28 protein-coding genes are annotated in these 24,210 nt (G+C 52.4%); 19 read left to right on the top strand and 9 right to left on the bottom strand.

Translation table 11 applies throughout. The annotated features are described in order from the left end of the window. The first annotated feature begins 27 nt into the window (after window positions 1-27). Entirely contained in the window at window positions 28-429 is a 402-nt protein-coding gene (locus BJQ97_RS13905; RefSeq protein ID WP_160157036.1) for a hypothetical protein, read from the top strand. Here BJQ97_RS13905 and BJQ97_RS13900 read toward each other — a convergent pair. From BJQ97_RS13900 to BJQ97_RS13885, 4 genes are read right to left on the bottom strand one after another with little or no spacing between them, the layout of a single operon-like run. Beyond that, window positions 389-1,558, bottom strand: coding sequence for a YheC/YheD family endospore coat-associated protein (locus BJQ97_RS13900; protein WP_160157035.1), 1,170 nt, complete (start codon window positions 1,556-1,558; stop codon window positions 389-391). The two genes, BJQ97_RS13905 and BJQ97_RS13900, sit on opposite strands and share 41 nt — an antisense overlap. Next, window positions 1,552-2,904: a YheC/YheD family endospore coat-associated protein gene (locus tag BJQ97_RS13895; RefSeq protein ID WP_160157034.1), complete on the bottom strand. Its 1,353-nt coding sequence runs from the start codon at window positions 2,902-2,904 to the stop codon at window positions 1,552-1,554. The genes BJQ97_RS13900 and BJQ97_RS13895 overlap by 7 nt, the downstream gene beginning before the upstream one ends. Then, window positions 2,882-3,967: a YheC/YheD family endospore coat-associated protein gene (locus tag BJQ97_RS13890; RefSeq protein WP_160157033.1), complete on the bottom strand. Its 1,086-nt coding sequence runs from the start codon at window positions 3,965-3,967 to the stop codon at window positions 2,882-2,884. The genes BJQ97_RS13895 and BJQ97_RS13890 overlap by 23 nt, the downstream gene beginning before the upstream one ends. 6 nt (window positions 3,968-3,973) lie before the next feature. Next, window positions 3,974-5,050 carry a YheC/YheD family endospore coat-associated protein gene (locus BJQ97_RS13885; protein WP_160157032.1) on the bottom strand — a complete coding sequence of 359 codons (1,077 nt, stop codon included), beginning with the start codon at window positions 5,048-5,050 and terminating at the stop codon, window positions 3,974-3,976. Window positions 5,051-5,176: 126 nt separating this feature from the next. On the opposite strand from BJQ97_RS13885, the gene BJQ97_RS13880 reads away from it, so the two are divergent. The 4 genes from BJQ97_RS13880 to BJQ97_RS13865 all read left to right on the top strand — a co-directional run bounded on the left by BJQ97_RS13880 (window position 5,177) and on the right by BJQ97_RS13865 (window position 9,529). Continuing rightward, window positions 5,177-6,310, top strand: a complete 1,134-nt coding sequence (locus BJQ97_RS13880) for a DUF445 domain-containing protein (RefSeq protein ID WP_160157031.1) — start codon at window positions 5,177-5,179, stop codon at window positions 6,308-6,310. Window positions 6,311-6,372: 62 nt separating this feature from the next. Beyond that, complete coding sequence (locus tag BJQ97_RS13875) at window positions 6,373-6,732, top strand: YlbF/YmcA family competence regulator (RefSeq protein WP_160157030.1); 360 nt, start codon at window positions 6,373-6,375, stop codon at window positions 6,730-6,732. Between the two features lie 133 nt (window positions 6,733-6,865). Beyond that, window positions 6,866-7,729, top strand: a complete 864-nt coding sequence (locus BJQ97_RS13870; RefSeq protein ID WP_160157029.1) for a Cof-type HAD-IIB family hydrolase — start codon at window positions 6,866-6,868, stop codon at window positions 7,727-7,729. A 294-nt stretch (window positions 7,730-8,023) separates the two neighbouring features. Then, window positions 8,024-9,529, top strand: a complete 1,506-nt coding sequence (locus BJQ97_RS13865; RefSeq protein ID WP_160157627.1) for a coproporphyrinogen III oxidase — start codon at window positions 8,024-8,026, stop codon at window positions 9,527-9,529. A 37-nt stretch (window positions 9,530-9,566) separates the two neighbouring features. On the opposite strand, the gene BJQ97_RS13860 is transcribed toward BJQ97_RS13865, so the two are convergent. Further along, complete coding sequence (locus tag BJQ97_RS13860) at window positions 9,567-9,752, bottom strand: YhzD family protein (RefSeq protein WP_044732205.1); 186 nt, start codon at window positions 9,750-9,752, stop codon at window positions 9,567-9,569. A 151-nt stretch (window positions 9,753-9,903) separates the two neighbouring features. Between BJQ97_RS13860 and BJQ97_RS13855 the strand changes: the two genes are divergently transcribed. The 7 genes from BJQ97_RS13855 (at window position 9,904) to BJQ97_RS13825 (ending at window position 15,407) form a co-directional block, all read left to right on the top strand. Beyond that, window positions 9,904-10,803, top strand: coding sequence for an ABC transporter ATP-binding protein (locus BJQ97_RS13855; RefSeq protein ID WP_160157028.1), 900 nt, complete (start codon window positions 9,904-9,906; stop codon window positions 10,801-10,803). Beyond that, window positions 10,796-12,025, top strand: coding sequence for an ABC transporter permease (locus BJQ97_RS13850; RefSeq protein ID WP_160157027.1), 1,230 nt, complete (start codon window positions 10,796-10,798; stop codon window positions 12,023-12,025). The genes BJQ97_RS13855 and BJQ97_RS13850 overlap by 8 nt, the downstream gene beginning before the upstream one ends. A gap of 118 nt (window positions 12,026-12,143) precedes the next feature. After that, the gene (gene yhaM / locus BJQ97_RS13845; protein ID WP_160157026.1) at window positions 12,144-13,121 is read left to right on the top strand and encodes a 3'-5' exoribonuclease YhaM; all 978 of its coding nucleotides are present in this window, start codon (window positions 12,144-12,146) and stop codon (window positions 13,119-13,121) included. A 25-nt stretch (window positions 13,122-13,146) separates the two neighbouring features. Next, on the top strand, window positions 13,147-13,275 hold the full coding sequence (locus BJQ97_RS13840; RefSeq protein WP_044732201.1) for a hypothetical protein: 129 nt from the start codon (window positions 13,147-13,149) through the stop codon (window positions 13,273-13,275). Between the two features lie 111 nt (window positions 13,276-13,386). Continuing rightward, complete coding sequence (locus BJQ97_RS13835; protein ID WP_015374033.1) at window positions 13,387-13,575, top strand: sporulation YhaL family protein; 189 nt, start codon at window positions 13,387-13,389, stop codon at window positions 13,573-13,575. 129 nt (window positions 13,576-13,704) lie between these two features. Further along, complete coding sequence (gene serC / locus BJQ97_RS13830) at window positions 13,705-14,787, top strand: 3-phosphoserine/phosphohydroxythreonine transaminase (protein ID WP_160157025.1); 1,083 nt, start codon at window positions 13,705-13,707, stop codon at window positions 14,785-14,787. A 95-nt stretch (window positions 14,788-14,882) separates the two neighbouring features. After that, window positions 14,883-15,407 (top strand): tryptophan transporter, encoded by a 525-nt coding sequence (locus BJQ97_RS13825; protein ID WP_160157024.1) that lies wholly within the window; start codon window positions 14,883-14,885, stop codon window positions 15,405-15,407. A 99-nt stretch (window positions 15,408-15,506) separates the two neighbouring features. Here BJQ97_RS13825 and yhzF read toward each other — a convergent pair whose 3' ends face one another. Continuing rightward, window positions 15,507-15,695 carry a membrane protein YhzF gene (gene yhzF, locus BJQ97_RS18250; protein ID WP_160157023.1) on the bottom strand — a complete coding sequence of 63 codons (189 nt, stop codon included), beginning with the start codon at window positions 15,693-15,695 and terminating at the stop codon, window positions 15,507-15,509. Window positions 15,696-15,849: 154 nt separating this feature from the next. Here yhzF and BJQ97_RS13815 point away from each other — a divergent pair, with 154 nt between their 5' ends. Beyond that, entirely contained in the window at window positions 15,850-16,455 is a 606-nt protein-coding gene (locus BJQ97_RS13815; RefSeq protein WP_201451701.1) for an HTH-type transcriptional regulator Hpr, read from the top strand. Here BJQ97_RS13815 and BJQ97_RS13810 read toward each other — a convergent pair. Continuing rightward, the gene (locus tag BJQ97_RS13810; protein WP_011230157.1) at window positions 16,448-16,789 is read right to left on the bottom strand and encodes a YhaI family protein; all 342 of its coding nucleotides are present in this window, start codon (window positions 16,787-16,789) and stop codon (window positions 16,448-16,450) included. The two genes, BJQ97_RS13815 and BJQ97_RS13810, sit on opposite strands and share 8 nt — an antisense overlap. Before the next feature lie 191 nt (window positions 16,790-16,980). Between BJQ97_RS13810 and BJQ97_RS13805 the strand changes: the two genes are divergently transcribed. Beyond that, window positions 16,981-17,160, top strand: a complete 180-nt coding sequence (locus tag BJQ97_RS13805) for a hypothetical protein (RefSeq protein ID WP_160157021.1) — start codon at window positions 16,981-16,983, stop codon at window positions 17,158-17,160. A 141-nt stretch (window positions 17,161-17,301) separates the two neighbouring features. Here the strand turns inward: BJQ97_RS13805 and BJQ97_RS13800 are convergent, their stop codons facing one another. Next, window positions 17,302-17,391: a YjcZ family sporulation protein gene (locus BJQ97_RS13800; RefSeq protein WP_021322511.1), complete on the bottom strand. Its 90-nt coding sequence runs from the start codon at window positions 17,389-17,391 to the stop codon at window positions 17,302-17,304. A gap of 255 nt (window positions 17,392-17,646) precedes the next feature. Between BJQ97_RS13800 and BJQ97_RS13795 the strand changes: the two genes are divergently transcribed. Further along, complete coding sequence (locus BJQ97_RS13795) at window positions 17,647-18,492, top strand: peptidylprolyl isomerase (protein WP_160157020.1); 846 nt, start codon at window positions 17,647-17,649, stop codon at window positions 18,490-18,492. 77 nt (window positions 18,493-18,569) lie between these two features. Here BJQ97_RS13795 and BJQ97_RS13790 read toward each other — a convergent pair whose 3' ends face one another. After that, complete coding sequence (locus BJQ97_RS13790; RefSeq protein WP_201451700.1) at window positions 18,570-18,992, bottom strand: HIT family protein; 423 nt, start codon at window positions 18,990-18,992, stop codon at window positions 18,570-18,572. A 466-nt stretch (window positions 18,993-19,458) separates the two neighbouring features. Between BJQ97_RS13790 and BJQ97_RS13785 the strand changes: the two genes are divergently transcribed. From BJQ97_RS13785 to hemE, 4 genes are all read left to right on the top strand, one after another. Further along, the gene (locus tag BJQ97_RS13785) at window positions 19,459-20,196 is read left to right on the top strand and encodes an ABC transporter ATP-binding protein (protein WP_160157018.1); all 738 of its coding nucleotides are present in this window, start codon (window positions 19,459-19,461) and stop codon (window positions 20,194-20,196) included. Next, window positions 20,193-21,407: an ABC transporter permease gene (locus tag BJQ97_RS13780; RefSeq protein WP_160157017.1), complete on the top strand. Its 1,215-nt coding sequence runs from the start codon at window positions 20,193-20,195 to the stop codon at window positions 21,405-21,407. Before BJQ97_RS13785 ends, BJQ97_RS13780 begins: the two co-directional genes overlap by 4 nt. Window positions 21,408-21,558: 151 nt before the next feature. Further along, window positions 21,559-22,959, top strand: a complete 1,401-nt coding sequence (locus BJQ97_RS13775) for a hypothetical protein (protein ID WP_160157016.1) — start codon at window positions 21,559-21,561, stop codon at window positions 22,957-22,959. A 204-nt stretch (window positions 22,960-23,163) separates the two neighbouring features. Then, on the top strand, window positions 23,164-24,201 hold the full coding sequence (hemE, locus tag BJQ97_RS13770; protein WP_160157015.1) for a uroporphyrinogen decarboxylase: 1,038 nt from the start codon (window positions 23,164-23,166) through the stop codon (window positions 24,199-24,201). The last annotated feature ends 9 nt before the right edge of the window (window positions 24,202-24,210 follow it).

Raw genomic sequence — 24,210 nt, 5'->3', positions numbered from 1 at the left:
CAAGCGGGAAGAAAGGAGCGGCAGGCGATGATCATGCTGATCAAAAAATTGCTCGAAACAACCGCCGCGGCGGAAGAACAAGCCCGGCAGCTTGCTGAGATGGAAACGGATGAGGCATGGGCGGTCTATTTGGCTGAAGCCGAGCGGCAGCGTAAACTTTGGCAATATGTGCATTATTTAGTTGCTGGGGCTGACACCGACGGTCGAGCCGAAAGAGAGCGAAGCAAAGCAGGTGCACCTCGTTGTGATCTCTTGCAAGCCATGGCGGCGGCTGAGTGGGAAAAAGCGATGTTATGCCAGAACGTCTGCCAAAGCTTAAATGGAGCCGCCAAACAAGCTGTTGATGTTGTGTTCCGCCAGGCGCTTCGCTACAGCGGCCAGTTTCTAGCTATGGCTTACGATGAGCGAGCTCGGCAAACAGCTGATTGAGCCTTTCGAGCCGCCGTGCCTCAATCTCCGGCTCATCAAACACCATCGGCTTGGCGTTGATTTCATAAATGTAAAGCTGCCGTTCGCTTCCGACGCCGATGTCGGCGGAAAATTCGCCGACAAAGCCAAACCGTTCGCCAAGGCGTGCGCCGCTCAAGGCAATAAGCCGTTCGAGCGCCGCTTCATCGATGCGTTCCTTGACTTCTTTGTACGGGAGGATGGTTCCGCCATGAAACAGATGGGTCGTCACCGACTCGACGCCCGCCGAACGAACGCCGATGCCGGTGATCGTATGGCGGCCGTTGTGCCAATGGGCGAGCACGCGCAAATCGTAGCGGCGGCCGTTCCACTCGTCAGTTTCAGCCGCCGCTTGGGCGATGTAGCGGCCGGACTGAATGAGTGATGTGAGCGCATCGAGCGAGCAGAACCGTTTTTGGCCGCCCGGATATTCGCAAATGGCTTTCGTCTCCGAAAAGGAGGTGAGGCGAAACAGCCCCATTCCTCTGGAGCCGTCATCCCGCTTCAAGTAAATGCATCTGTATTGGCGGAGCCAAGCGCGAAGATCGGCCGCTGTTTGGACAGGCGCCGTCGGCAATAGATGCGGCCAGAGCCGGCGGTTGGACCGCAGCGCGTCATACACGTCCGATTTGCGGAAAAAAGAGCGGTTGACAAGTGGAATGCCATGGGCGCTCAACTGGGCAGCCGCCGTTTGAAACGGCTCGCTTTCTTCTTCTTCGCGGTTTTTTACCCGATTGTAGACGACATCGGGCAGTGGAGCGGCCGCTTCGATGAAACGATGAAGCGTCGGAACGAATACATATCCGGAGACCGTTTTCTCTCCGATGCCGGTGTCCGCACTGACGATGGAGATGCCGCCGGCTTTGTGGATGGAGCGGATGACGGTTTCAAGCCACGGCTTTTTCCCAGACAGCAAAGCGGAAAGGGACGAGGCGCTGACCAGCACGCCGACGAGCGGTCCCACCCGTCCATCTTGCTCGCGGACAGGAAAGACGAGATCGGGAAGGACAGCGGCGGGAGCAACCCAGCCGCTGCCGAATCGATAAGAAGGGCCGCCCGGACTGTTGCACACCCACTCGCCGGTGTCAGGATGGTAGCCGATCGTCAGCATGGCCAAAGCGCCTCGGGCTCGGTGATGGCTGTTTTGCTGAGGTGGACGGCGTAAGCGAGCGGCAACCGCGTTGTTCGTTCGTCTGCGTCCTTTAATTTTGGGTGCTTAAAAATCGACCGTCCGGGTTTGGAATTGGCTTCAAACATCCAAATTCTTCCTTGTTGGTCAACGCCAAGGTCAAAACCGATTTCGCCGATCAACGTTTCTGATGCTTCATCAAGGCAGCGGCTGAGCGTAAGGGCGGCGTCAGAAAGACGGGTGAGCACGATTTCGCGCTCGGCGGCATCCGGGAAAATTTCTTCCAGCGTTTTGACGATGCCTCCGCTGTTCATATGGGTCGTGATGCTTTGTTTTCCAGCGATTTTGGCGGCGATGGCGCTCACTTGCCATATGCCGTGTTCGTTTTTGTTAACGTGAACGCGGAAATCAGCCGGTCGGCCGTTGACGGCAAGAAGCGGAACGGCTTGTTGGATGACATAGCGATGGAGCGGCGCATGGGCGAGTAAATGATGCCACACCGCCATGGCAGTCGGAAACGGCATCGTTTTCAATTCTCCGTGTTCATCGCGAAAGCGGCATTCATAGCCACTGTTTTTTTTCGCCAGGTGATAAATGCCGCGGCCGAGGCTGCCGTCGGCCGGCTTGATGTACGCTTCACGGTAGCGGGCAAGAAACTGCTCAATGGTGTGCTGCGTCACGTGGGCGGACGTCGCCGGCAAATACGGCTGCGCCTTCGGATGGGCAGCGAGCCGGCGGTAAATGTCCCATTTGTTGAAAAAACACCCGTTAAAGATCGGGATGCCGTAGGTGGTTTGCAGCGTCTTCGTCATCGTTTGAAACGTTTCCTCCTTTTCGACGCGCCGGTTTGGCAGCCGGTTGTAAACGACATTCGGCAACGGCACTGTATGGCGTTCCCAGCCGCGCTCTGTGTAAAAATAGCCGTTTGTCATGCCGTTTTCCCAGTCAATATGGGGCGCGCCAAACAAAAAGGCAAATCCGCCGACTTGCTTTTCTTGCGCCAGCAGCTTGGCAAAAAAGAAGCTCCGGCTGCCGACCGGGCGGTTGAGCGACTTGGTGAATCCGGCGGTCAAAATGCCGACAAGCGGCCCGAAGTGAACAGCTTCATCGGTCAAAAAGACATGAACGTCAGCGGCGAATGGGATCGACAAGCATCGGGCAACGTCATGCGCCACAATCACACAGTCGGTGAGACGGGGGGAAGAAATGACTTGGCATGGGGCGACAAGGCTGCCGAACGCGGCTGATGTTTGCCTAGATGCTTGGAGCGTGGCGGGAAGGATCACCGTATTTGTTTGCTGTTCGTCAATGATCAACGTGTAGGTCATTGGCTTTTCCCCCTCTGGCCAAAAACAAGCAATATTGAAGCGGCGCTTCGTACAGTTCATTTTGTTGCTCCGGGGGCAGAAGATGGACCACTTTTCTCCCCGGCTTGGAATTGACATCCAAAATCCACACCGCCCCGTTGTCGGTCGCACCAAGATCCAAGCCGATTTCAAACAAAGGGCCGAACATGTGATCTATATAAACTGGCAGCGTGCGGATGATCGTCTCAACACCATCGAGCACGAAGAGACGTTGGGAAGAAGATAGACCGTCGAGCCAATCGGAAAACGGGCGAATGTCCGCACCGGCGCGGACGTTGGCCACCCACGCCCCCGGCCGGCCGACACGCACGGCCCGCACCCGCTCCACCCAGCGTCCGTTTTCATCCTTTTGCAAAAGAATACGGAGGTCAAACGGTTCACCCTCCGGGGTCGATAGCTGAAGCAATGGTTGCAGGACATACTCGCCGCGGCGGCCCCAAGAAGAGAGAAGCTGTTCCAGCTCGCTTCGGCGGGCAATGACGGCCTGTTCTTGACCGTGACTGTCTTGGACGGACAGCGCCTTCCCTTTCTTTTGAAAGATACAAATACCGCGTCCTCCGGAGCCGTGCACCGGCTTGGCGATGGCGGCTTGTTCGCGGCGGAGAAGCGCAAGCACATCATCAGCGCGCTCAAGACGGACAGTCGGCGGCACGTAGGCGGACAAAAGCGGGTGAGAGGAGAGCGCTTCATATACGTCCCATTTGCCCGGCAGGCCATAGCCTAAAAACGTGAGGTCAGGCCGCTGCTTCAACCAGTTCATAATCGGTTTTGCTTTTTTGGACCGCTCATCATTGCCGTAAAAGCAGCGGTCATATAAAAATGGCGGAATGGCAAAGACGGCGTTTGTCCATTCGTTCGTTTCCTCTTGAAAGAGAAAGCCGCGGACGTTTTCCGTCTGCGGATCGATGCCAAGCGGCGAAAAGCGGCAGACGGAAATGCCGTAGCGTCCAGCGCGTTTCGCCACCTCAGTGCAATACGTGCGGTCTTGCTGTTCGTCAAGGGTGACAAAACCGAGTGAAAGCAAAATGGTTCACTCCTTTTCCTCCATCAATGTCAAACTATAGTCGATGATCGCCTTCGCTGACGGGCGGACCGATTGGTAGGAAGCGGCCATATCCGTCTGTTTCGACGGCTTCGTATTCACTTCGATGATCCACGGCTGGCCATGGATGTCAATGGCAAGATCAACGCCAAACTCTCCGTACAGCCCTTCCGCTTCCGAGGCGAGAACAGCGGCGGATTCCAGTGCGATTTCTTTCAGAAGCTGTTTTTGCTGGAACGCGTCAGTTCTCGTATACCACTTCCGCAAAACATCATTGACCGCCATCAGTTCTCCGCCGCGGGCAAGGTTAGCGACAAACTGATCGGGCGGCGCTATGCGGGCGACGGCGGAAGTGACGCGCCAATCATTGTGGCGGACGCGATGACAAAGCAGGCGAAAATCGACCGGGCGGCCGTCGAGGGTGCGAAGCTCAAGCCCTTGTTGGATGATCATCGGCGTTCGGATTTTTTGCCGCAAAGCGGAAGCTAAAGCGTCCATCGAACGATATGCGTCCGTTGAAGCGAAAGTGGAATGGCGAAGACAAATTTCGTCGTCTGAATGTTGGAGGCGGAAAATCCCTCGCCCTTGGCTGCCATAGATCGGCTTGAGAAAGACGGATGGGAAAGCGCCAAGGAATGCCTCGAGCGCATCTTTGCCGCTCCAGAGAGCCGTTTTCGGCAAGTACGGGCGCAAGTACTCGTGACGTTCAAAATGACAGTGCACTTCCCATTTATGCAAAAAACGATGGTTGAACATCAGCCCGTTTTCTTCGGCAAGCCGGGCGAGCAGCTCGGCAAACAAAGGGGAGCGTTCGAGCTTGCGCGAGTGAAGGCGATTGTAAACGACATCGGCCGAAGGCACGTCCCGCTTGCCCCATCCGCTTTCGGTCCATTGATAGCCGACTCCCTCTAGGTAAAGCGCCGGCGAGGATACGTAAAAAAAGAGACCACGCATTCTAGCATATGCCGCCAATTCCTCGCAAAAGTGATGGATGGATCCAAAGGCAGCCCGTTCACTTGTTTCATTGATTTCCGTCAGCACGGCCATCGTTCGTTGTTTGCTCATCGCAGTCCCTCATTTGCGCATTCGTCAGGCAAGCTCTATAATGAACAATTAGGCAAACGTTTATATCGCCATCGTATGATGACGGACGCTGTTTGGTGACAGCGGCGGGGACGGAAGGAGAAGAGGATGGAAACGTTCGTTTATTTGCTGTTTATGGTGGCGGTCGGGGCGCTCATTGGCGGGGTGACGAATTTTATCGCCATCGTGATGCTGTTTCGCCCATATGAGCCGATGTACGTGTTTGGAAAACGGCTTCCGTTTACGCCGGGATTGATTCCAAAGCGGCGGCGGGAGCTGGCCGAACAGCTCGGGAAAACGGTCGTGGAGCATTTGGTGACGCCGGAAGGATTGCGGCGCAAACTCATGGATCCGTCCTTTACGGCCGGGATGGCCGAGTGGGGGCGGGAATGGCTTCGAAAGTGGCTTGCGCGCAAAGAAGCGCCGGCTGAGTTGCTTGAACGCCTCGGTATTCGCTCTCCCGCCGAGCGGCTCGAAGCGATGGCGGCCGAGCAAGCTGAGCGAGCGTACGAACGGTGGAGCGAAACGTGGCGTCTGCGGCCGATACGCGATGTCTTGCCAGCGGAGTTGAAGCAGACGATGGAGGCGCGCGTCGAAAGTCTAGCGGGTTATTTGGCCGACAGGACGCTTGACTACTTTCGCAGCGAGGAGGGAAAGCAGCAGATTTCCAGCATGATCGAGCGTTTTTTCCAAGAGCGCGGGATGATTGGAAATATGCTGCAGATGCTGCTTGGCAATGTCAATTTCGTCGATAAGGTGCAGGTGGAGATCGGTAAATTTTTGCGCCATGCTGGCACAAGAGAGGTGCTCTCCCGCCTTCTTTGGACGGAGTGGAACAAATGGTTGGACTATCCGCTCGCAACTGTGGAAGAGATGATCGGCCGCCGGCGCATCGATGAGGCGGTGCGTTCGGCTGTCCGCCGCTTGGTGCAAAGCGGCGGCTGGCTGCATCGCCCGCTTGATGAGTTGATCGCTCCGTACGAGCAACCATTGTTTGACCGGCTGATCCCGCAGGCGGCGGCAACGGTCAGTTGCCTGTTAAGCGACAAAATCGAGGCGATTGTTGCGAAGCTTGGGCTGGCGGATATTGTCCGCGACCAAGTGGAGTCGTTTTCGTTACGGCGGTTGGAAGCGATCATTTTGTCGATTGCCCGCCGCGAGTTGCGGATGATTACGTATTTGGGCGCTTTGCTTGGCGGGCTGATCGGCGCTGTCCAAGGGCTCATCAGCTTATGGCTGTAATATCTCTGTCGGGCGGCGCATACGTTAGAACGTGAACGATATTCGTATAGGAGGCACTTTTTATGTCTGAACCCCTTCATGCGCTCGCTAGACAGCTTGAGCAGGCGATTCGGGCGAGCGAACCGTTTCAGCAGCTGAAACGGGCATACGAAGATGTCGGCCGAGATGAAACCGCCTATCGAATGTTCGCGAATGTCCGCGACATCCAGCTTCGGCTCCATGAAAAACAGATGCGCGGAGCGGCCATTTTGCCTGATGAAATCGAACAGGCGCAAAAGGCAATGGCGCTCGCCCAGCAAAACGAGAAACTTGCCCGCTTGATGGCGCTCGAGCAGCAAATGAGCATGACGATCGCTGAAGTTCAGCAAATCGCCATGAAGCCGCTTGAGGAGTTGCACCGTTCATTCATGGAAGGAAGATAGGAAAAACACCCGGTCGGGTGTTCTTTTTTTGTCCGTTTCGTCATAGTCATGAAAATGATAAGGAATGCAAAACCGCCGCCAGCTTGCTGGCAGCGGCAAGAGAGGTTGAGACGGACAAAAGGGGGAGACAGCCGTGTATAAGCTGTTGGCGCTCAACATTGACGGAACGATTTTAAAAAACAACGGCCGCCTGCCGCGCGAAACGAAAGAGGCGGTCGACTATGTGAAGAAAAAAGGAGTTTATGTTACGTTAATCACGAGCCGCAATTTGCTTTCCGCCCGGAAAGTGGCGAAAGCGTTGCGGCTTGATGGGATGCTCATTGCATTCCAAGGAGCGATGATTGCCAGAACGCTTGATGATCGGCTGTTTGACGCCGTGATTCCTGAGGAGCGGACGTTTAATATCGTGCAAATCCTGGAAAACTTCAACTGCAACATCCGCCTCATGCATGAGCGGTATTCGCTCGGCAATCGGAAGAAAGTGAAGAAAAACCTTGTCGTGCAAACGGTTCTCTCCTCAAGCGACCCGTTTTTCTATCCGACCCAATTTGTCGATTCACTCGGCGATGTGCTGATCGACGAACCGATCGCTGTGCCGAAAATTGATGTATATTTTGCTGCAGACGAAGAGCGGGATGAAGCGGCCGCTTTATTGATGAAATCGATTCCGGCTATTGATATGATTATGCAGCCAAACGGAAAAATGGAAATTGTCCCGCAAGGAGTATCTAAACTCGCGGGGTTGCGCCGGCTGGCTCAACATATCGGCGTATCGTTGAAAGAAACGGTAATGATCGGTGACGGTCTTGACGATTTGCCGGCGATTGAAGCGGCTGGGCTCGGCGTCGCCATGGGGAACGCGCCGCTTGAGGTGAAGCGGGCGGCCGACTGGGTGACGCGTTCGAATGAACAGCTCGGCGTTGCCTACATGGTGAAAGAACATTTCCGCAAACAGCAACGGATCGAGTTTTTGCAAAAACTCAAAACAAAACGGTGAGCTGTCCATGGGGGATTGCGGTTTTTCAATGAGGCCGGGAGTGAATGCCCGGCTTTTTTAATCTATATAAATTGAAATTTTGTTTTACATCCAGCCGATCACTCGCAAAGTTATAGCATAGTCGAATTGTATGGGGGTCAAAACAGAAACGAAAAATCGGAAATTCTTTATTGCAACTTATATAGTTGGCCGGGCGTGAGCCATTTCCATAAAGTCGGCGGCAAAGGTGCATTCTTCCGCTTGACGAAGGAAACAGCAGTTCAGTACACTGAAAGAAGTTTGAAAGAAAAGGTGATGAACGTGCGGATCGAAATTCAAGGACTGCCGCATCCGGAACGGTTTCAGCGCCCGCTCGAAGTGATGACCGAGCTGTTCTTCGAAGCGCCGGAGCTGTCGTTGGCGCCGCTTCCCGAGGCCGATATGGCCGCGATGTTTTCCGTCAAGGAAGACGGATGCATCGCTGTTTCTGGGACGCTTCTCGACAAGACGTCCGGGCGCGTTGAGGAAGCGAGTCATGAACGAAGCGCGCCGGCGGGCTCTGACGGGAAAACGTACGAAAAACAGCTGAAAAACGCCGTTTTGCATGTCTATTTGACGTTGCTTGAGCGTTCTACCGGCCTCATTCAGCCGTGGGGCGTGCTGACCGGCGTTCGTCCGGTCAAGCTGCTTCATCAGCTTTTGCGCTCAGGCCTTTCGAAAGAAGAGGCGCACCGGAAGCTGGCTGAAGAGTATTTAGTGACAAGCGAAAAAATCGAATTAATGCAAGCGATCGTGGATCGTCAGCTCACGGTCGTTCCGGATTTATACGATTTGGCCCACGAAGTGAGCATTTATATCGGCATTCCATTTTGCCCAACGAAATGCGCTTATTGCACATTTCCGGCGTACGCCATCAACGGCCGTCAAGGGTCGGTCGACGCCTTTTTGGCCGGCCTTCATTACGAAATGGAGGCGGTCGGCCGCTTTTTGCGCGAGCGCGGCATCCGCATCACAACGATTTATTACGGCGGCGGGACGCCGACGAGCATTACGGCCGACGAGATGGACCAGCTGTACGCTCATATGTATGACGTATTTCCAGATGTCGACCGCGTCCGCGAAATCACGGTCGAAGCCGGGCGTCCGGATACGATTACACCCGAGAAGCTTGACGTGTTGAAAAAGTGGCGGATCGACCGCATCAGCATCAATCCACAGTCCTATATTCAGGAGACGTTAAAAGCGATCGGGCGCCATCATACGGTCGAAGAGACGATCAACAAGTTTCATTTAGCAAGGCAAATGGGGATGAACAACATTAATATGGATTTAATCATCGGACTGCCCGGCGAGGGTCTGGCGGAATTTACGCATACGCTCGCCGAGACGGAGCGGCTCATGCCGGAATCGCTCACCATCCACACGCTGTCATTTAAACGGGCGTCGGAAATGACAAAGAACAAACAAAAGTACAAAGTCGCCAGCCGCGAGGAAGTGCAGGCGATGATGAAGGCGGCCCAAGAATGGACAAAGGAACACGGTTATGTCCCTTACTATTTGTATCGACAAAAAAACATTCTCGGCAACCTGGAAAACGTCGGCTACGCGCTGCCGGGGCAAGAGAGCATATACAACATTATGATCATGGAAGAGCAGCAGTCGATCATTGGTCTTGGCTGCGGGGCATCAAGCAAATTCGTCGATCCGAAAACGCGGAAAATCATCCGCCAGGCGAACCCGAAAGAACCGAAAGTGTACAACGAGCATTTCGCCGAATATACAGAAGAGAAAATCAATATGCTAAAAGCGATCTTTGGCTAAACGGCAGCACCCCGGGGGCAACCCCGGGGTGTTTTGATTAGCGGTGAAATAAAATGAGCTTGCCGCTGGCATTGACGCAACGGTGTGTTTTGTCCAAACAGCCGCGCTCGCGCAGCTTTTGTTCACCGATTTTTTTGGCTTCTTCATCATTGGCTGCCTCAAACGTTTCATCGAGCAATTTTTCTCCATCGCGCTCAAAAGCGGTCAACGTATATGTCGGCATGTGTCCCTCTCCTTTCGCTGAAGCATCATTCATATTATCTCTTTCATTGGCGGTTTGATCGGCAAATTCCTGCTTCTGTCTGAAACTTTTTTTGAGACTGCACGTTTTAATAATGTAGGTGGAAAATTTGGTTTATGTTGGGGGAATGTGGATGAGTTTAGAGATCATTGAGGTGACAAAACGGTTTGGTCAGGCGACGGCCGTCGACCATTTGACGTTGACGGTTCCAGAAGGGGAGATGTTCGGATTGCTTGGGGCGAACGGAGCGGGAAAAACGACGACGTTTCGCATGATTTTAGGCCTTCTGCTCCCGACGGAAGGGGTGATCCGTTGGCAAGGCGAACCGATTGATGACTCGAAAAGCCATCTGATCGGCTATTTGCCGGAAGAGCGCGGGTTGTACCCGAAGCTGAAAGTGCAAGAGCAGCTTCTGTATTTAGGGCGGTTGCGCGGAATGAAAAAGACGGATCTTCTTCCGGAAATCGACCGCTGGCTCGAGCGCTTCCATATCCGCGATTACGCCAATAAGCGGGTGGAGGAGCTGTCGAAAGGCAATCAGCAAAAAATCCAGTTTATCGCTGCTGTGCTTCATCGGCCGAAGCTATTAATCTTGGATGAGCCGTTCAGCGGCCTTGATCCGGTGAACGTTGAACTGTTGAAAGAAGCGGTGCTTGATTTAAAACGGAACGGCACGACCATTGTCTTTTCAAGCCATCGAATGGAGCATGTCGAAGAGTTATGTGAACGCATTTGCATTTTGCGCCGCGGCCGCGCGGTGGTGGCTGGAGCGCTGCGTGAACTGAAACGTTCGTTTGGCAAACAAATACTTGTTATTCAAGGGGACGGGCCGTTTGAAGAATTGGCGCGGTTTCCTGGCGTTTTGCAGTGGAAGCGGACGGCGGAAGGGGTGCGGCTGCAAATCGCCAATGAGGAGACGGCACAAGTGATACTCGGCCATATAGCAGGAAAAGTCGCGGTTCGTCTGTTTGCCTTGGAAGAACCGTCTCTGAATGATATCTTTATTGAAAAAGTAGGTGCGGCGTATGAATAAGTTTTTCCTTGTGGTGGGGCATACGTATGGAACGAAGCTGAGGGCGAAAGCATTTCTTGTGACAACCGCCATCACTTGCCTGTTGATCATCGGGGTGGCCAACATTCAGCCGATCATTGAATTTTTCACCGGTGATGAAAAGACTCATGTCGCGGTCATTGACCGCACAGGATCGTTGTACGGTCCGCTTGAGAAGCAGGCAAACCGTGACCAAATCGCGTTGACGAAAATTACTGATATGGAAAACGAAGCGAAAGAAGCAGTCAAAGAAGGCAAATGGGACGGATTGCTCGTATTGTCCATGGATGCGGAAGGATTGCCGGAAGCGGTGTATTATGCCAATACGATTGTGGACAATCAGACGCCTGCGGAACTGGAACGAGTGCTAAGCCAGCTGAAAACAGCGCTTTCAGCCGCTAAGCTCGGCCTGACGGATGAACAAATGACTGAGCTTTACAAACCGGTTCCGTTCCAAAAGGTGGCATTGGAAAAAAACGCGAAGACGGAAGAGGAGTTGAACCAAGCACGCGCACTTGTTTATGTCCTTCTTTTCGCGATGTATATGTTTGTTTTGATGTATGGAGGAATGATCGCGACGGAGGTGGCGACGGAAAAATCGTCGCGCGTGATGGAAATTTTAGTGTCAAGCGTCCCACCGGTACAACAGCTGTTTGGAAAAATCATCGGCGTTGCTCTTGTCAGCTTGACGCAATTTTTCGTTTTTTTCGCCGTCGCTTTCGCCGCGTTAAAAACGAGCGGGCAGGAAGTGTGGCGTTTTCTCGGATTTGACCACCTGCCGGCATCAATATTTGTGTACGCACTCGTTTTTTTCTTGCTCGGTTACCTCTTGTATGCGGTGCTATTTGCTGTGCTCGGTTCGCTCGTCAGCCGAGTCGAAGATGTGCAGCCGGCGATTACGCCGGTCATGTTGTTGGTTGTCGCTGCGTTTATGATCGCGATGTTTGGCTTGAATGCGCCAGAGTCGGCGTTCGTGACCGGCGCCTCGTTTGTTCCCTTTTTCGCTCCGATGCTCATGTTTTTGCGCATCGGCCTCGTTTCCGTGCCGGGATGGGAAGTGGCGCTTTGCCTTTCGCTTTTAGCGGCGACGATTGCCGTGCTGATCTATTTTGGCGCCAAAGTGTATCGAGGCGGCGTGCTGATGTATGGGCGAATGAACATTTTCAAGGATATAAAACGGGCCATTCAGTTAACAAAAAAATAAACAACGTGGTGGGATGTTTGGGCCAATGTTTCCTTGCCGTTTCGGCAAGGCTTTCTTTTTGCCCTCTAACCGTTATGATATACTAGAAAGTACGTACAGAGAAACGGAGGAGAACGAAGTGGCGAAAGGCATCATCCATTATGAGGTTGGGGAACAAGTTGATCTCTTTTTGCTCATCAAATCAGCAACGAAAGGCATCGCCAGCAACGGCAAGCCGTTCTTAACTTTGATTTTGCAAGATAAAAGCGGCGATATTGAAGCCAAACTGTGGGATGTCTCGCCGGATGACGAAGAGCGGTATGTGCCGGAGTGCATCGTCAAAGTGGCGGGAGACATCCATAACTACCGCGGCAAATTGCAGCTGCGCATCCGTTCGATCCGTCCCGCTCATCCGGGCGATGCCGTGCGCATCGATGACTTTTTGGAGAAGGCTCCGCTCGGCCGCGAGGAAATGAAGGCGAAAGTCATGGAATACATATTTGCGATGGAAAACCCGAATATTCAGCGCATTACCCGCTATTTGTTGAAAAAATACGAAAAGGCGTTTTTTGAGTATCCGGCGGCCACGAAAAACCATCATGAATTCATCTCCGGACTGGCGTACCACGTCGTGTCGATGCTCGAGCTCGCCAAGGCGCTCATCCATCTCTATCCGTCGCTCAATAAAGATTTGCTTTATGCCGGCGTCATTTTGCATGACCTTGGCAAAGTGATGGAATTATCCGGTCCGGTATCGGCGGCGTATACGCTTGAAGGAAATTTGCTCGGACACATTTCGATCATGGTGAGCGAGATCAGCAAGGCGGCGGAACAGCTCGGCATTCAAGGTGAAGAAGTTGTCATTTTGCAGCATCTTGTGCTCGCGCATCATGGCAAGGCGGAATGGGGCAGCCCGAAGCCGCCGCTTGTCAAAGAAGCCGAGGTGCTTCATTACATTGACAATTTGGATGCGAAAATTGCGATGATCGACCGCGCGCTTGAGAAAGTGAAACCAGGTGAATTCACCGAACGCGTCTTTGCCCTTGACAACCGTTCGTTTTACAAACCGGCGTTTTTGTCTGTTTCAAAGCCAAAAAACGCGGGTAGTAAAGAGTAGGGGCGGATCAAGGGAGGGATGGATCATGATCGAACCGATCATTGAAATCGTCTCGACGGCTCAGTATGAACAGGCGAAAGAAGAGTTGAACGAGCTGCGCCGACAGTGGAAGAAAGCGAAGAAGAAAACAAAGAAGAAGCGAAACGAAGCATAAGCGTTGTCCCTAAGAAAGAGGCGGCTTTCCCGCCTCTTTCTCCATGCATACTGCCCCCTTGTTGCGCGTATAGTGTACTAAGACAAGACAAGCATACAAGGGGGAATGGCGATGCTCAGTTTGCCTTGGTGGGTGTATTTGGTTGTTGCCGGCATTATTTTCAGCGGCTATATGACCGTAAAAACGGCGGCGCGCGAGCGGGAAATCGACGAAGCATTCATTGAGAAAGAAGGGGAGATTTACATGGAGCGCATCCGCCAGGAGCGAGAGCGGCGGAAACAAGCGAAGTCCTTGCAATAGCAGGGGCTTTCTTTTTTGGAAAATTTCATCTGAAAACGCTTTTTTCGAAAAATTCCCTTTCTTTTTTTGCGAATCGTGTTAGGATAATAATATCGATGGACTACCAGGAGGCAAAGTGAGGGATGATGGATGAAACGCGCGTACAACTTCAACGCCGGCCCGTCAGCGCTGCCGCTTCCAGTGCTTGAGCGGGCGCAAAAAGAGCTGCTTAATTTTCAAAACACCGGCATGTCGGTGATGGAATTAAGCCACCGAAGCAAGGAATACGAGGCTGTCCATAATGCGGCGAAAGAGCGGCTCAAGCGGCTTCTTGGCGTGCCGGACGGATATGACATTTTATTTTTGCAAGGCGGGGCGAGCTTGCAGTTTTCGATGGTGCCGATGAACCTCCTTGCGGAAGGGAAAATCGGCTGTTATGTGCTGACGGGGGCGTGGTCGGAAAAAGCGCTGAAGGAAGCGCAAAAAATCGGTTTGACAACGGTTGTCGCTTCAAGCCAAGAAGCGAACTACACATACATTCCGTCGCTTGACGACGTCCAATGGCCGAAAAACGCCGCCTACGTCCATATTACGTCAAACAATACGATCTTCGGCACCCAATGGCAGGCGTTTCCAAACACACCGGTTGATTTGGTCGCGGATATGTCAAGCGATATTTTAAGCCGTCCGTTCGATGTCAGCCGATTTGCCCTCATTTACGCCGGCGCGCAGAAAAATCTCGGCCCGTCAGGAGTCACGGTTGTCATTCTCCGCAATGATTTGCTTGAACGCATTCCGGACGGGCTGCCGACGATGCTTGATTACCGGACGCATCAAAAGAACAATTCGCTGTACAACACGCCGCCGACGTTCGCGATTTACATGCTGTCGCTCGTGCTCGAATGGGTCGAAGAGCAAGGCGGTGTGGCGGCGATGGAAGAGCGCAACCGGCAAAAGGCGGCCGTGCTGTATGAAGCGATCGATGAAAGCGGCGGTTTTTACAAACCGCACGCCGAAAAGGGGAGCCGTTCGCTCATGAACGTCACCTTTACGCTTCCAAATGAGGAGCTGACGAAGACGTTCCTCGCCGAGGCGAAAGAACGCGGGTTTGTCGGACTCGGCGGGCACCGATCGGTCGGCGGCTGCCGGGCGTCGATCTACAATGCGGTGCCGCTTGAGGCGTGCGAAGCGCTCGCGTCGTTTATGAACGAGTTCCGCCGCCGTTTTGCCTGAAAATTTCTTCTTCACTTTTACACTGCAAAGTGATATAATGATAAAAAATTCTCGAGCAAAAGATTATAGACGAGGGGAGATGAGGAGAGATGAGCATGAATGTGAGAGCATTAGTATCGATGGCGCTGTTAGTCGGAATCGGAGCCGTGTTGCACGCGGTCATTCCGGGATTGTTTTTCGGAATGAAGCCGGATATGATGCTGGCGATGATGTTTTTGACGATTTTGCTTTTTCCAAACGTCAAAGCGGTCGGCCTTGTCGGCGTCGTCACTGGCTTGATCTCAGCCATGACGACGACGTTCCCGGGCGGACAGCTGCCGAATATGATCGATAAGATCATCACCGCCTTTGTCGTGTTTGCCCTAGCGACTTTGATGAAAGCATACAGCCAAACGGTCATAGGGGCTTCGGCGCTGGCGGCAGTCGGCACGGTCATTTCCGGCGGGGTGTTTTTGGCTGCGGCGCTCTTGCTTATCGGGTTGCCGGGCGGAGCGACGTTTTCGGCGTTGTTTGTCACCATCGTGCTGCCGACAGCGGCGTTGAACGCAGTGGCGATGGCCATCATCTATCCGATCGCATCGTCGATTTTTCGACGGATGAACGTGACAGCGCGCGTGTAGACGGCGAAAAACCCGATCATTGCTGGTCGGGTTTTTTGCTATCAAAAGAGAGAGGATAAGGAGAAAAATCCTTCCCGTTCCATTCATTTACGATGTATATTAGACATAGCTGAGAAGCCAAGCAGTGAGCAAGCAAATGAACGCTATTCCAATATAGCGCAAAGTCTGTTCTTTCAGCAATGCTTTCGGCGGGTACGCCCGCGCTTTCCATAAGGCAAAAAATGCGTTTATAAAAAGACAGAAAAATATGAATCCGACAGCGATAAGCAGCCATTGTATATACACCATGGCATTCTCCTCCTGTATGCGCCAAGCGCCTTATGCTTACTAATATGAATATGCAAAAAAAATCATAAAAATAAATACTTTTGTCTTTATTCCTTTTTGTTTTATTGATATAATGGAGAGTAAAAAATACGGTGAGGGAAGAGTGGGTGGAACGATGAAAGCGACAGAACAGCATTATTCCATCAAAGAGGCGATGTTATTCAGCCAACGAATTGCTCAGTTGAGCAAAGCGCTATGGAAATCGATTGAAAAAGATTGGCAGCGGTGGATCAAGCCGTTTGACTTGAACATTAACGAACATCACATTTTATGGATTGCCTATCACTTCAAGGGAGCCTCGATTTCGGAAATCGCCAAGTTCGGTGTGATGCATGTGTCGACGGCGTTCAACTTCTCAAAGAAATTGGAAGAAAAAGGGTTGCTTTCGTTTTCCAAAAAACAGGATGATAAGCGCAATACGTACATTGAGTTGACGGAAAAAGGCGAAGAAGTGTTGATGAAGCTGATGGAGACGTATGACCCGACGAAAAATGCCGTTTTCAATGGGGCGCTGCCGCTGCGCGAGTTGTACGGGAAGTTTCCAGAAATTTTAGAAATGATGTGCATCGTCCGCAACATTTATGGCGATGATTTTATGGAAATTTTTGAGCGGGCGTTTGAAAACATTAAAGAAGATTTTATCGAGCAGGACGGCAAACTTCTCAAGCGAAAGCCGAAAACGGAAGAGCACGAGAAAGAATTGGCCAGCCAGGCTAACTGATGGTGCGAATGAGCGTTTTCAGCTCGGTCATAAGCGGGACAAACATTTGTTGGGCCAAAAGAGCGTCAACTGTCTGTTCCAGCGGAAGGTTCGGATGAAGCATCCCAGCAAACTGCACGAGCAGGGGAGTGAAAATCGTCAACCCTTCCGCTTTTTGTTGTTCGTATTGGTCGGCAAGCTCTTGGCAAAACGCCAAGAAGGCGTCGACTTCTTCTTTGGTCAAATCCGCGCGGATGATGAGGGAATAAAATGGTTTTTTCGTTTCGTCGATCATTTCCATCAGCAGAGACTGGTGAAATTCCAGCTTGGCCACTCGCTTTTCCAATGATTCCATATATCGTGCTCCTTTTGGTGACGAAAATGTGACCGTTTTTACGTATATTTTACCGAATTTGTGCGCATTCACCAATAGAAAAATCGGTTTGGGTCCGGAAAAAGAAAAATGATTGATTTCCAGCCATGAACGATGTAAAGTTAAAGCCATGGGCGGCGTTTGGCGAAGATCAAATGAGGAGGGGAACAGTTTTGGTGCTTTATTTCATCCTCCTGGCGGTTACAGTCTTGTTTTTGATCAACCAGCTTACCCACTCTCTTTGCGCGCAGCGTGACATCCCAGAGGAGCAGCAGCCGGCGGTTTTTCGCACGATCAATGTGCTTATTACGATTTTATTAATCTCTTCTTACTTTGAAGTGTTGTTTGCATGACTTTTCCCTGCTTTGACGGTTGATGCGGGGATTGTTATGTTTTCCTTTTGATGGAGCCAGTTCCATTGTCGTTGCCTCTCCCTTCGTTTCAAGGAAGGCGGCAAAAAAGGGTGTCCCTTTTGCGGGAGCACCCTCTTTCGTTTAGTAGATGACACAGGCGCAGCCGACAATGATTAGCAAAATAAACAGCACAACAATCAACGCAAAGCCTCCGGAGTAAGGTGCGCTCATCGTAACACCCCCTTTCGGCAAGAAGAAGCCTGTCGAGCGCTTCATCCTCATCATATGTATGGCAAGCGTGCATGTTATGGGCGGATGACTAAAGCGGAAAGAGGTTTTTTTTTCGTTGGAAATATGGTATAGTTATTGTCGTGGCTGAAGAGGCGAGCATGTTGTTTCTTGGGCGCGCTTGGGCGCCATTCGATCTGCGCCGCTTGAAAGCGTGGGAACATTCAATCGAAAAAAGATGTAGGAGTTGTGAAGCGAATGAAAAAATGGATGATGGCCGCTGCCGTCGTTTCGCTCATGGCTTTGTCGGCCTGCAGTAACGGCGGTTCCGAAGCGATTGTGGAAACGAAAAACGGCAATATTACGAAAGACGAATTTTATAATGAGATGAAAGAGCGCGTCGGCAAATCCGTCCTTCGTGATTTGATTGACGAAAAAGTGTTGAGCAAAAAATACAAGGTAACCGATGAAGAGATCGACCGCGAAATCGAACGAATCAAGGAAGCGTATGGAACGCAATATGATTTGGCCGTGCAGCAGAACGGAGAAAAAGTGATCCGCGAAATGGTTAAGCTCGATTTGCTGCGGACGAAAGCGGCCGTTGAAGACATAAAAGTGACGGAGAAAGAGCTGAAGGAGTATTATGACAACTACAAGCCGAAAATTCGTGCCAGCCATATTTTGGTCAAAGATGAAAAAACAGCAAAAGAAGTAAAGGCGAAGCTTGATAAAGGCGAGGATTTCGCCAAGTTGGCCAAAGAATACTCCCAAGATCCGGGCTCGGCGTCCAACGGCGGCGATTTAGGCTGGTTTGGCCCAGGGAAAATGGTCAAGGAGTTTGAAGAAGCCGCCTATAAGCTGAAAGTCGGCGAAGTGAGCGATCCGGTGAAAACGGATTACGGCTACCATATCATTAAAGTAACGGACAAAGAAAAGAAAAAGTCGTTCAACGAAATGAAAGATGAAATTGCGTTTGAAGTCAAGCGGAACAAGCTTGATCCTGCGACGATGCAGTCAAAAGTGGACAAACTGGTGAAAGAGGCCGGTGTTGAGATCAAAGACAAAGATTTGCAAGATGTGATCGACGAGCAAGGAAAACAGTAAAAAAACGGAAGCGGAACATCCCTGCTTCCGTTTTTTTATTTGTGGGCTTGACCTTTCTGCTGTTCAACAACGGGAGATCAGCCGAGCTGTTCGCGAATGGCAGCCGCGATCGCCTGCAGGTCAGCGGGCGTATAGTCGCTTGCATGCGACTTCCAGACCGCGCCAAACCCATCCCCTTTGCCGTAGCGTGGAATGAGGTGAAGATGGTAATGGAACACCGTCTGCCCGGCTTGCTCGCCATTGTTGTTCAATAAGTTGAGCCCGACCGGGGAAAATGCTCGCTTGAGTGCATGGACAATCGTCGGCACTGCGCGAAACAGTTGGCCGGCCGCCTCCGACGTGAGGGTGAAAATGTTTTCTGTATGTACTTTCGGGATGACGAGCGTATGCCCTTTTGTCACTTGGCTGATGTCCAAAAACGCGAGCACATGGTCGTCTTCGTATACTTTCGCCGCGGGCAATTCGCCGTTAATGATTTTGCAAAAAATGCAATCGCTCACTCTGGTCACCCTTTCCTTCCTCTTTTCTTCATTTTACCATAAAAAAAACGGGATGTAATCCTGCAACGCAGGCTACATCCCGATTGGTGAAAAGGGGAGAGGATGATTCAAGCAAATGTGCGTTTGATGAACACCCCATTTGCAGCAAAAGTTGGTTCGGCGTGAGCGCTTCCTTTGTTCAACGTGACCATCCCCTTTGGACAGGCTCGTTGCTTCCCAGCAACGAAAGCGATGGTCGCTTCCTAGGAACGTTTACAACGTTTTGCGGCTCACAACGGTGTCTTTGACGAACACCCCATTTCGGATGGATCGTTCATCAATGTTTTGATTCCTCATCCCCTCTTCGCTATTTATCATGCCCGGCTTGAGTGGATTTATGCAAAAGAACGGTGTGATCTTTTTTTGGTAGGAGTGGAGATTGTTTGGTACAATGGGGATAAAGGCCTGAACAGGAAGGGAGCGGACGATGACGCTTTTGCAGGTGAAGGATCTATCCGGAGGCTACACGGCGCAAAACGTGCTTGAAGACGTGACGTTTGCGGTCGACCGCGGCGAAATGGTCGCCTTGATTGGCCTAAATGGAGCGGGCAAAAGCACGACGATCAAACATATTATCGGGCTGATGGAACCGCGCCGCGGCGCGATTTCCATCAACGGCCATCGGCTTGCGGACGGGCCGGAAACGTATCGGAGGCAGTTTGCTTTTATTCCGGAAACGCCGGTGTTGTATGAAGAATTGACGCTCGAGGAACATTTGCGTCTAGCGGCGATGGCGTACGGGTTGAGCCAAGAGGAGTATGAACGCCGCCTTCCGCCGCTGCTTCGCGAATTTCGGTTGGAGCAGCGGCTTTCCTCGTTTCCGTCTTATTTTTCCAAAGGAATGAAGCAAAAAGTGATGATTGTATGTGCCTTTTTGCTTGAACCGCCGCTTTATATCATCGATGAGCCGTTTCTCGGCCTCGATCCGCTTGCCATTCACGCCCTGCTTGAGCGAATGAATGAACAGAAAGCGAAGGGGGCGGGCATTTTGCTGTCGACGCACATTTTAGCGACGGCAGAACGGTATTGCGACTCATTCGTTATTTTGCACAACGGCCGCGTCAAATCCAAAGGGACGCTCGATGACATTCGCCGCCAGCTCGGGCTGCCCAATGCAACGCTTGATGAACTGTATATTGAACTGACAAAGGACGATGCGCCATGATTGACGCCCGCCGTCTTTGGAAGCAGCGTTTCCAAGCGGAATGGCGAAAACGGATCCGCTACTTGCGCTATATGTTCAACGACCATTTGCTCGTCGGTTTGATCATCGTGCTTGGCGGTATAGCGGTGATGTACGAGCGTTGGGCGTCTTCGCTTCCCGATTCGTTTCCGTATCCGGCGATTGCGGCGGTCGTGTTCGGCTGGGCGGCGGCCGCCGGATCGGTGCGCACCTTGTTCCGCGAGGCGGATGCGGTGTTTTTATTGCCGGCGGAAGAACGACTGGGTCCGTATATTCAGCGGGCGTTTTTCGTCTCATGGTTATGGCAGGCGTATGGCCTTTCTTTGCTTTTGCTGTTGGCGGGACCGCTTCATGCCCGGTTTTCTCCGGTGCCATGGCCGCTTTTTTTGCTTGGCCTTTTCTGCTTCAAAGGATGGAGCTTATGGACCAGTTGGCAAGGAAGCTACATCGCCGATCAGTCTTTTCATCGCGTTGGTGCATTTACCCGTTTCAGCCTAGCGGCGGTGTTCGTTTATTTGGCGCTGGTTGCGGCTCCATGGCCATTTTTTGTCGTTTTGGTCGGTTTGATGGCCGTTCTGTCCATCTATTTGTCACGGTTGGTGAGAGGGAAAACGTGGAAATGGGAACAGATCATCGCCGAAGAACAGCGGGCGGCAAGGGCGTTTTATCGTCTGGCCAACTTGTTTACCGACGTTCCGGAATGGCGGGGGACGGCGAAGCGGCGGCGCTGGCTTGATTCGCTTCTCGCTTTGATTCCGTACGGCAAGCGGTATGTGTTTTTTCATTTGTATGCCCGTACATTTTTGCGCGCCGGTGGGTATGCTGGTCTGTATGTCCGTCTCACTGCGATCGGAGGCGTCATGTTGGCTGTGATCGATCACCAATACGGGCGGGCGGTCATCATATTTTTGTTTCTTTACGCGACCGCCGTTCAATTGGCCGCGTTGCCTTCCCATCATCGCTATTCGCTATGGCCGCGGCTGTATCCGTTGCCGCAGGCGCAGCAGGAAGCAACGGCGGTTCGGTTGCTTTCCATTCTGCTGATTGGGCAAAATACGGTATTCCATCTTGTACTGTTGGTTGTTTCCCCGCGCCTTCTTTGGCTCGCCACTTGGCTTGGCGGAAACATATGGGGTCTTTGGGCGGCGGGGCGGTACGTGCGCCCGCCGCGCGGGCGGAAAGCCGGACGCTAGCGCTGTTTACGCTGGCACCGGCGTTTTTCTTTTTGTAACGGGGCGCTGCGGGCTTTCACACCTTTTTTCCCGCTTCATATGCTGTAGTACACCGGCCTGGGCGCATGTCCAGCGGGCCGGGCTGGAAGTTGGGAAGAAAGGGGAATGATTCATGAGTGTAGAGCTTGTGGCGCTGCACTGGATTTACTTGCTGTTCATCGTGCTCATTATTGGGTTTATGGTCGCTCGCAAAGATACATCGCTCATTTGCATTGCCGGCATCTTTTTATTGGCGGCGGCCGCTACCCATTCGTTGAGCGCGGCGGTCAGTGGAGTGTTTAATAGCTTTATTTACGCCATTACGGAGCTGTTGCCGACGATTTTAGTCATCTCGATTATTGTGGCGATGAGCAAAGTGTTGTCGGCCACCGGCATCAGTGATGTCATGGTTTCGCCGTTTGTCCGTTTCATCCGTACGCCGGCTTGGGCGTATTGGACGATCGGGATTTTGATGATGATCATTTCTTGGTTTTTCTGGCCGTCCCCGGCTGTTGCTCTCATGGGGGCAGTTCTGTTGCCGGCAGCGGTCCGTGTCGGTCTGCCGGCGTTGGGAGTGGCGATGGCGATGAACTTGTTCGGGCATGGCATCGCACTTTCCGGCGATTTTATCATCCAAGGGGCGCCGAAATTAACGGCCGATGCCGCTGGGTTGCCGGTCAGTGATGTCATCGCTGCCAGCGTGCCGCTTGTTTTTGTCATGGGGGCCGTCACAACGGTCACCGCGTTTTACTTGCTGCGCCGTGACATGAAGCGAGGGCGACTGGCACGCGGGGAGGCGGAAATGGCTGCCACGGTCGATTCGACGCTGGAAAAAACAAGCCATTTACTGACGGGACAAACGAAAAAATGGCTCGCGCTGTTGATTCCGATTTTGTTCACCTTTGATGTCATCGCGATGTTTTATTTGCGGTTGCAAGGCGGGGAAGCGACTGCCCTGGTCGGTGGGACGGCGATTTTCATTTTGATTCTCATCTCCGTTCTCGCCCATCGGCAAGAAAGTTTTGCAGAAGTGACAAATTACTTTATTGAAGGGTTTCAGTTCGGGTTTAAAGTGTTCGGCCCTGTGATTCCGATCGCCGCGTTTTTCTATCTCGGCGATGAGGGGTTTGTGAAAATCATCGGCGACTATTTGCCCCAGGCATCGCAAGGCATCGTCAATGATTTAGGGGTTGCCTTGGCTCATGCAGTGCCGCTGAACAATGAGGTGGGGGCGGTTACGGTCACGATCGTCGGGGCGATTACTGGTCTTGACGGCTCCGGGTTTTCCGGCATCTCGCTCGCCGGTTCGATCGCTCATTTGTTTGCTGTAGCGATCGGCGGCGGGGCGGCAACGTTGACGGCGCTCGGCCAAATTGCCGCCATTTGGGTCGGCGGCGGCACGCTCGTTCCGTGGGCGCTCATTCCAGCGGCGGCCATCTGCGGCGTCGATCCGTTCGAGTTGGCGCGCCGCAACCTCATTCCTGTTGTCATCGGGCTTTTGGTCACGACCGTTGTCGCCATGTTTCTCATTTGAACCAAATGCTGTCCCGTGCAGGCGGGGCGGCTTTTTTGCTATAATGGGCATGGACTTGAAAATCGGTCGATTTTTTGACAGTTTGCCTTCTTCTCTATACATTGGGTACGGAAAGCTGTATAGTGAAAAGGAGATAGGCAACGTTTAAAGATAAGAAAACGCGAAACCGTTGACGGGATTGTGAGGAAAGAAAGGCGGATGGAGATGGCTAGACAGATCAACGATACATTTTTGCGCGCCTGCCGCGGCGAACAAACATCGTACGTGCCGGTTTGGTATATGCGGCAAGCCGGACGGTCGCAGCCGGAGTATCGGGCGCTGAAAGAAAAATATTCGCTGTTTGAAATTACGCATCAACCCGAGCTTTGCGCGTACGTCACGAGACTTCCAGTTGAGCAATATGGTGTCGATGCCGCCATTTTATATAAAGACATTATGACACCGCTGCCGGCCATTGGTGTGGACGTCGAGATTCAGGGCGGCGTCGGGCCAGTGATCGCGAATCCGATTCGCTCGCTTCAAGACGTCGAGCGGCTTGGGGAGATTGATCCAGAACATGATGTGCCGTATGTGTTTGAAACGATTCGGCTTCTTGTCAATGAACAGTTGGACGTGCCGCTCATCGGGTTTGCCGGGGCGCCGTTTACGTTGGCGAGTTACATGATTGAAGGCGGTCCGTCAAAAAATTATCATAAGACGAAAGCGTTCATGTATGCTGAACCGAAAGCGTGGTTCGCCTTAATGGACAAGCTTGCTGAGATGACGATCCGTTATGTGCGGGCGCAAATTCGGGCAGGGGCAAGCGCTGTGCAAATTTTTGATTCTTGGGTTGGCGCCGTTAATGCTGACGATTACCGGACGTTTATCAAGCCGGCGATGGCGCGCATTTTTGCCGCTTTGCGGGAAGAAGGGGCTCCGCTCATTATGTTTGGCGTCGGCGCCAGTCACTTGGTGCATGAGTGGAATGACTTGCCGCTTGATGTCATCGGCCTTGACTGGAGGCTGTCGATTCGCGAAGCGCGCCGCCAAGGCATTGCGAAAGCGATCCAGGGCAACTTGGATCCGGCGGTGCTTCTTGCGCCGTGGGACGTGATTGAAGAACGGGTGAAGCGCATTTTGGACGAAGGGATGGAACAGCCGGGCTACATCTTCAACTTAGGCCACGGCGTTTTTCCGGATGTTCAGCCGGCGACACTGAAGCGTCTAACCGCTTTTATCCACGAATATACGTCAACGAACTAAACGAGGGGT

The sequence above is a fragment of the Geobacillus sp. TFV-3 genome, from assembly GCF_009901865.1.
In the GTDB taxonomy this organism is placed as follows: Bacteria; Bacillota; Bacilli; order Bacillales; family Anoxybacillaceae; genus Geobacillus; species Geobacillus thermoleovorans_A.
This window is presented reverse-complemented; position numbering and strand designations above follow the sequence as displayed.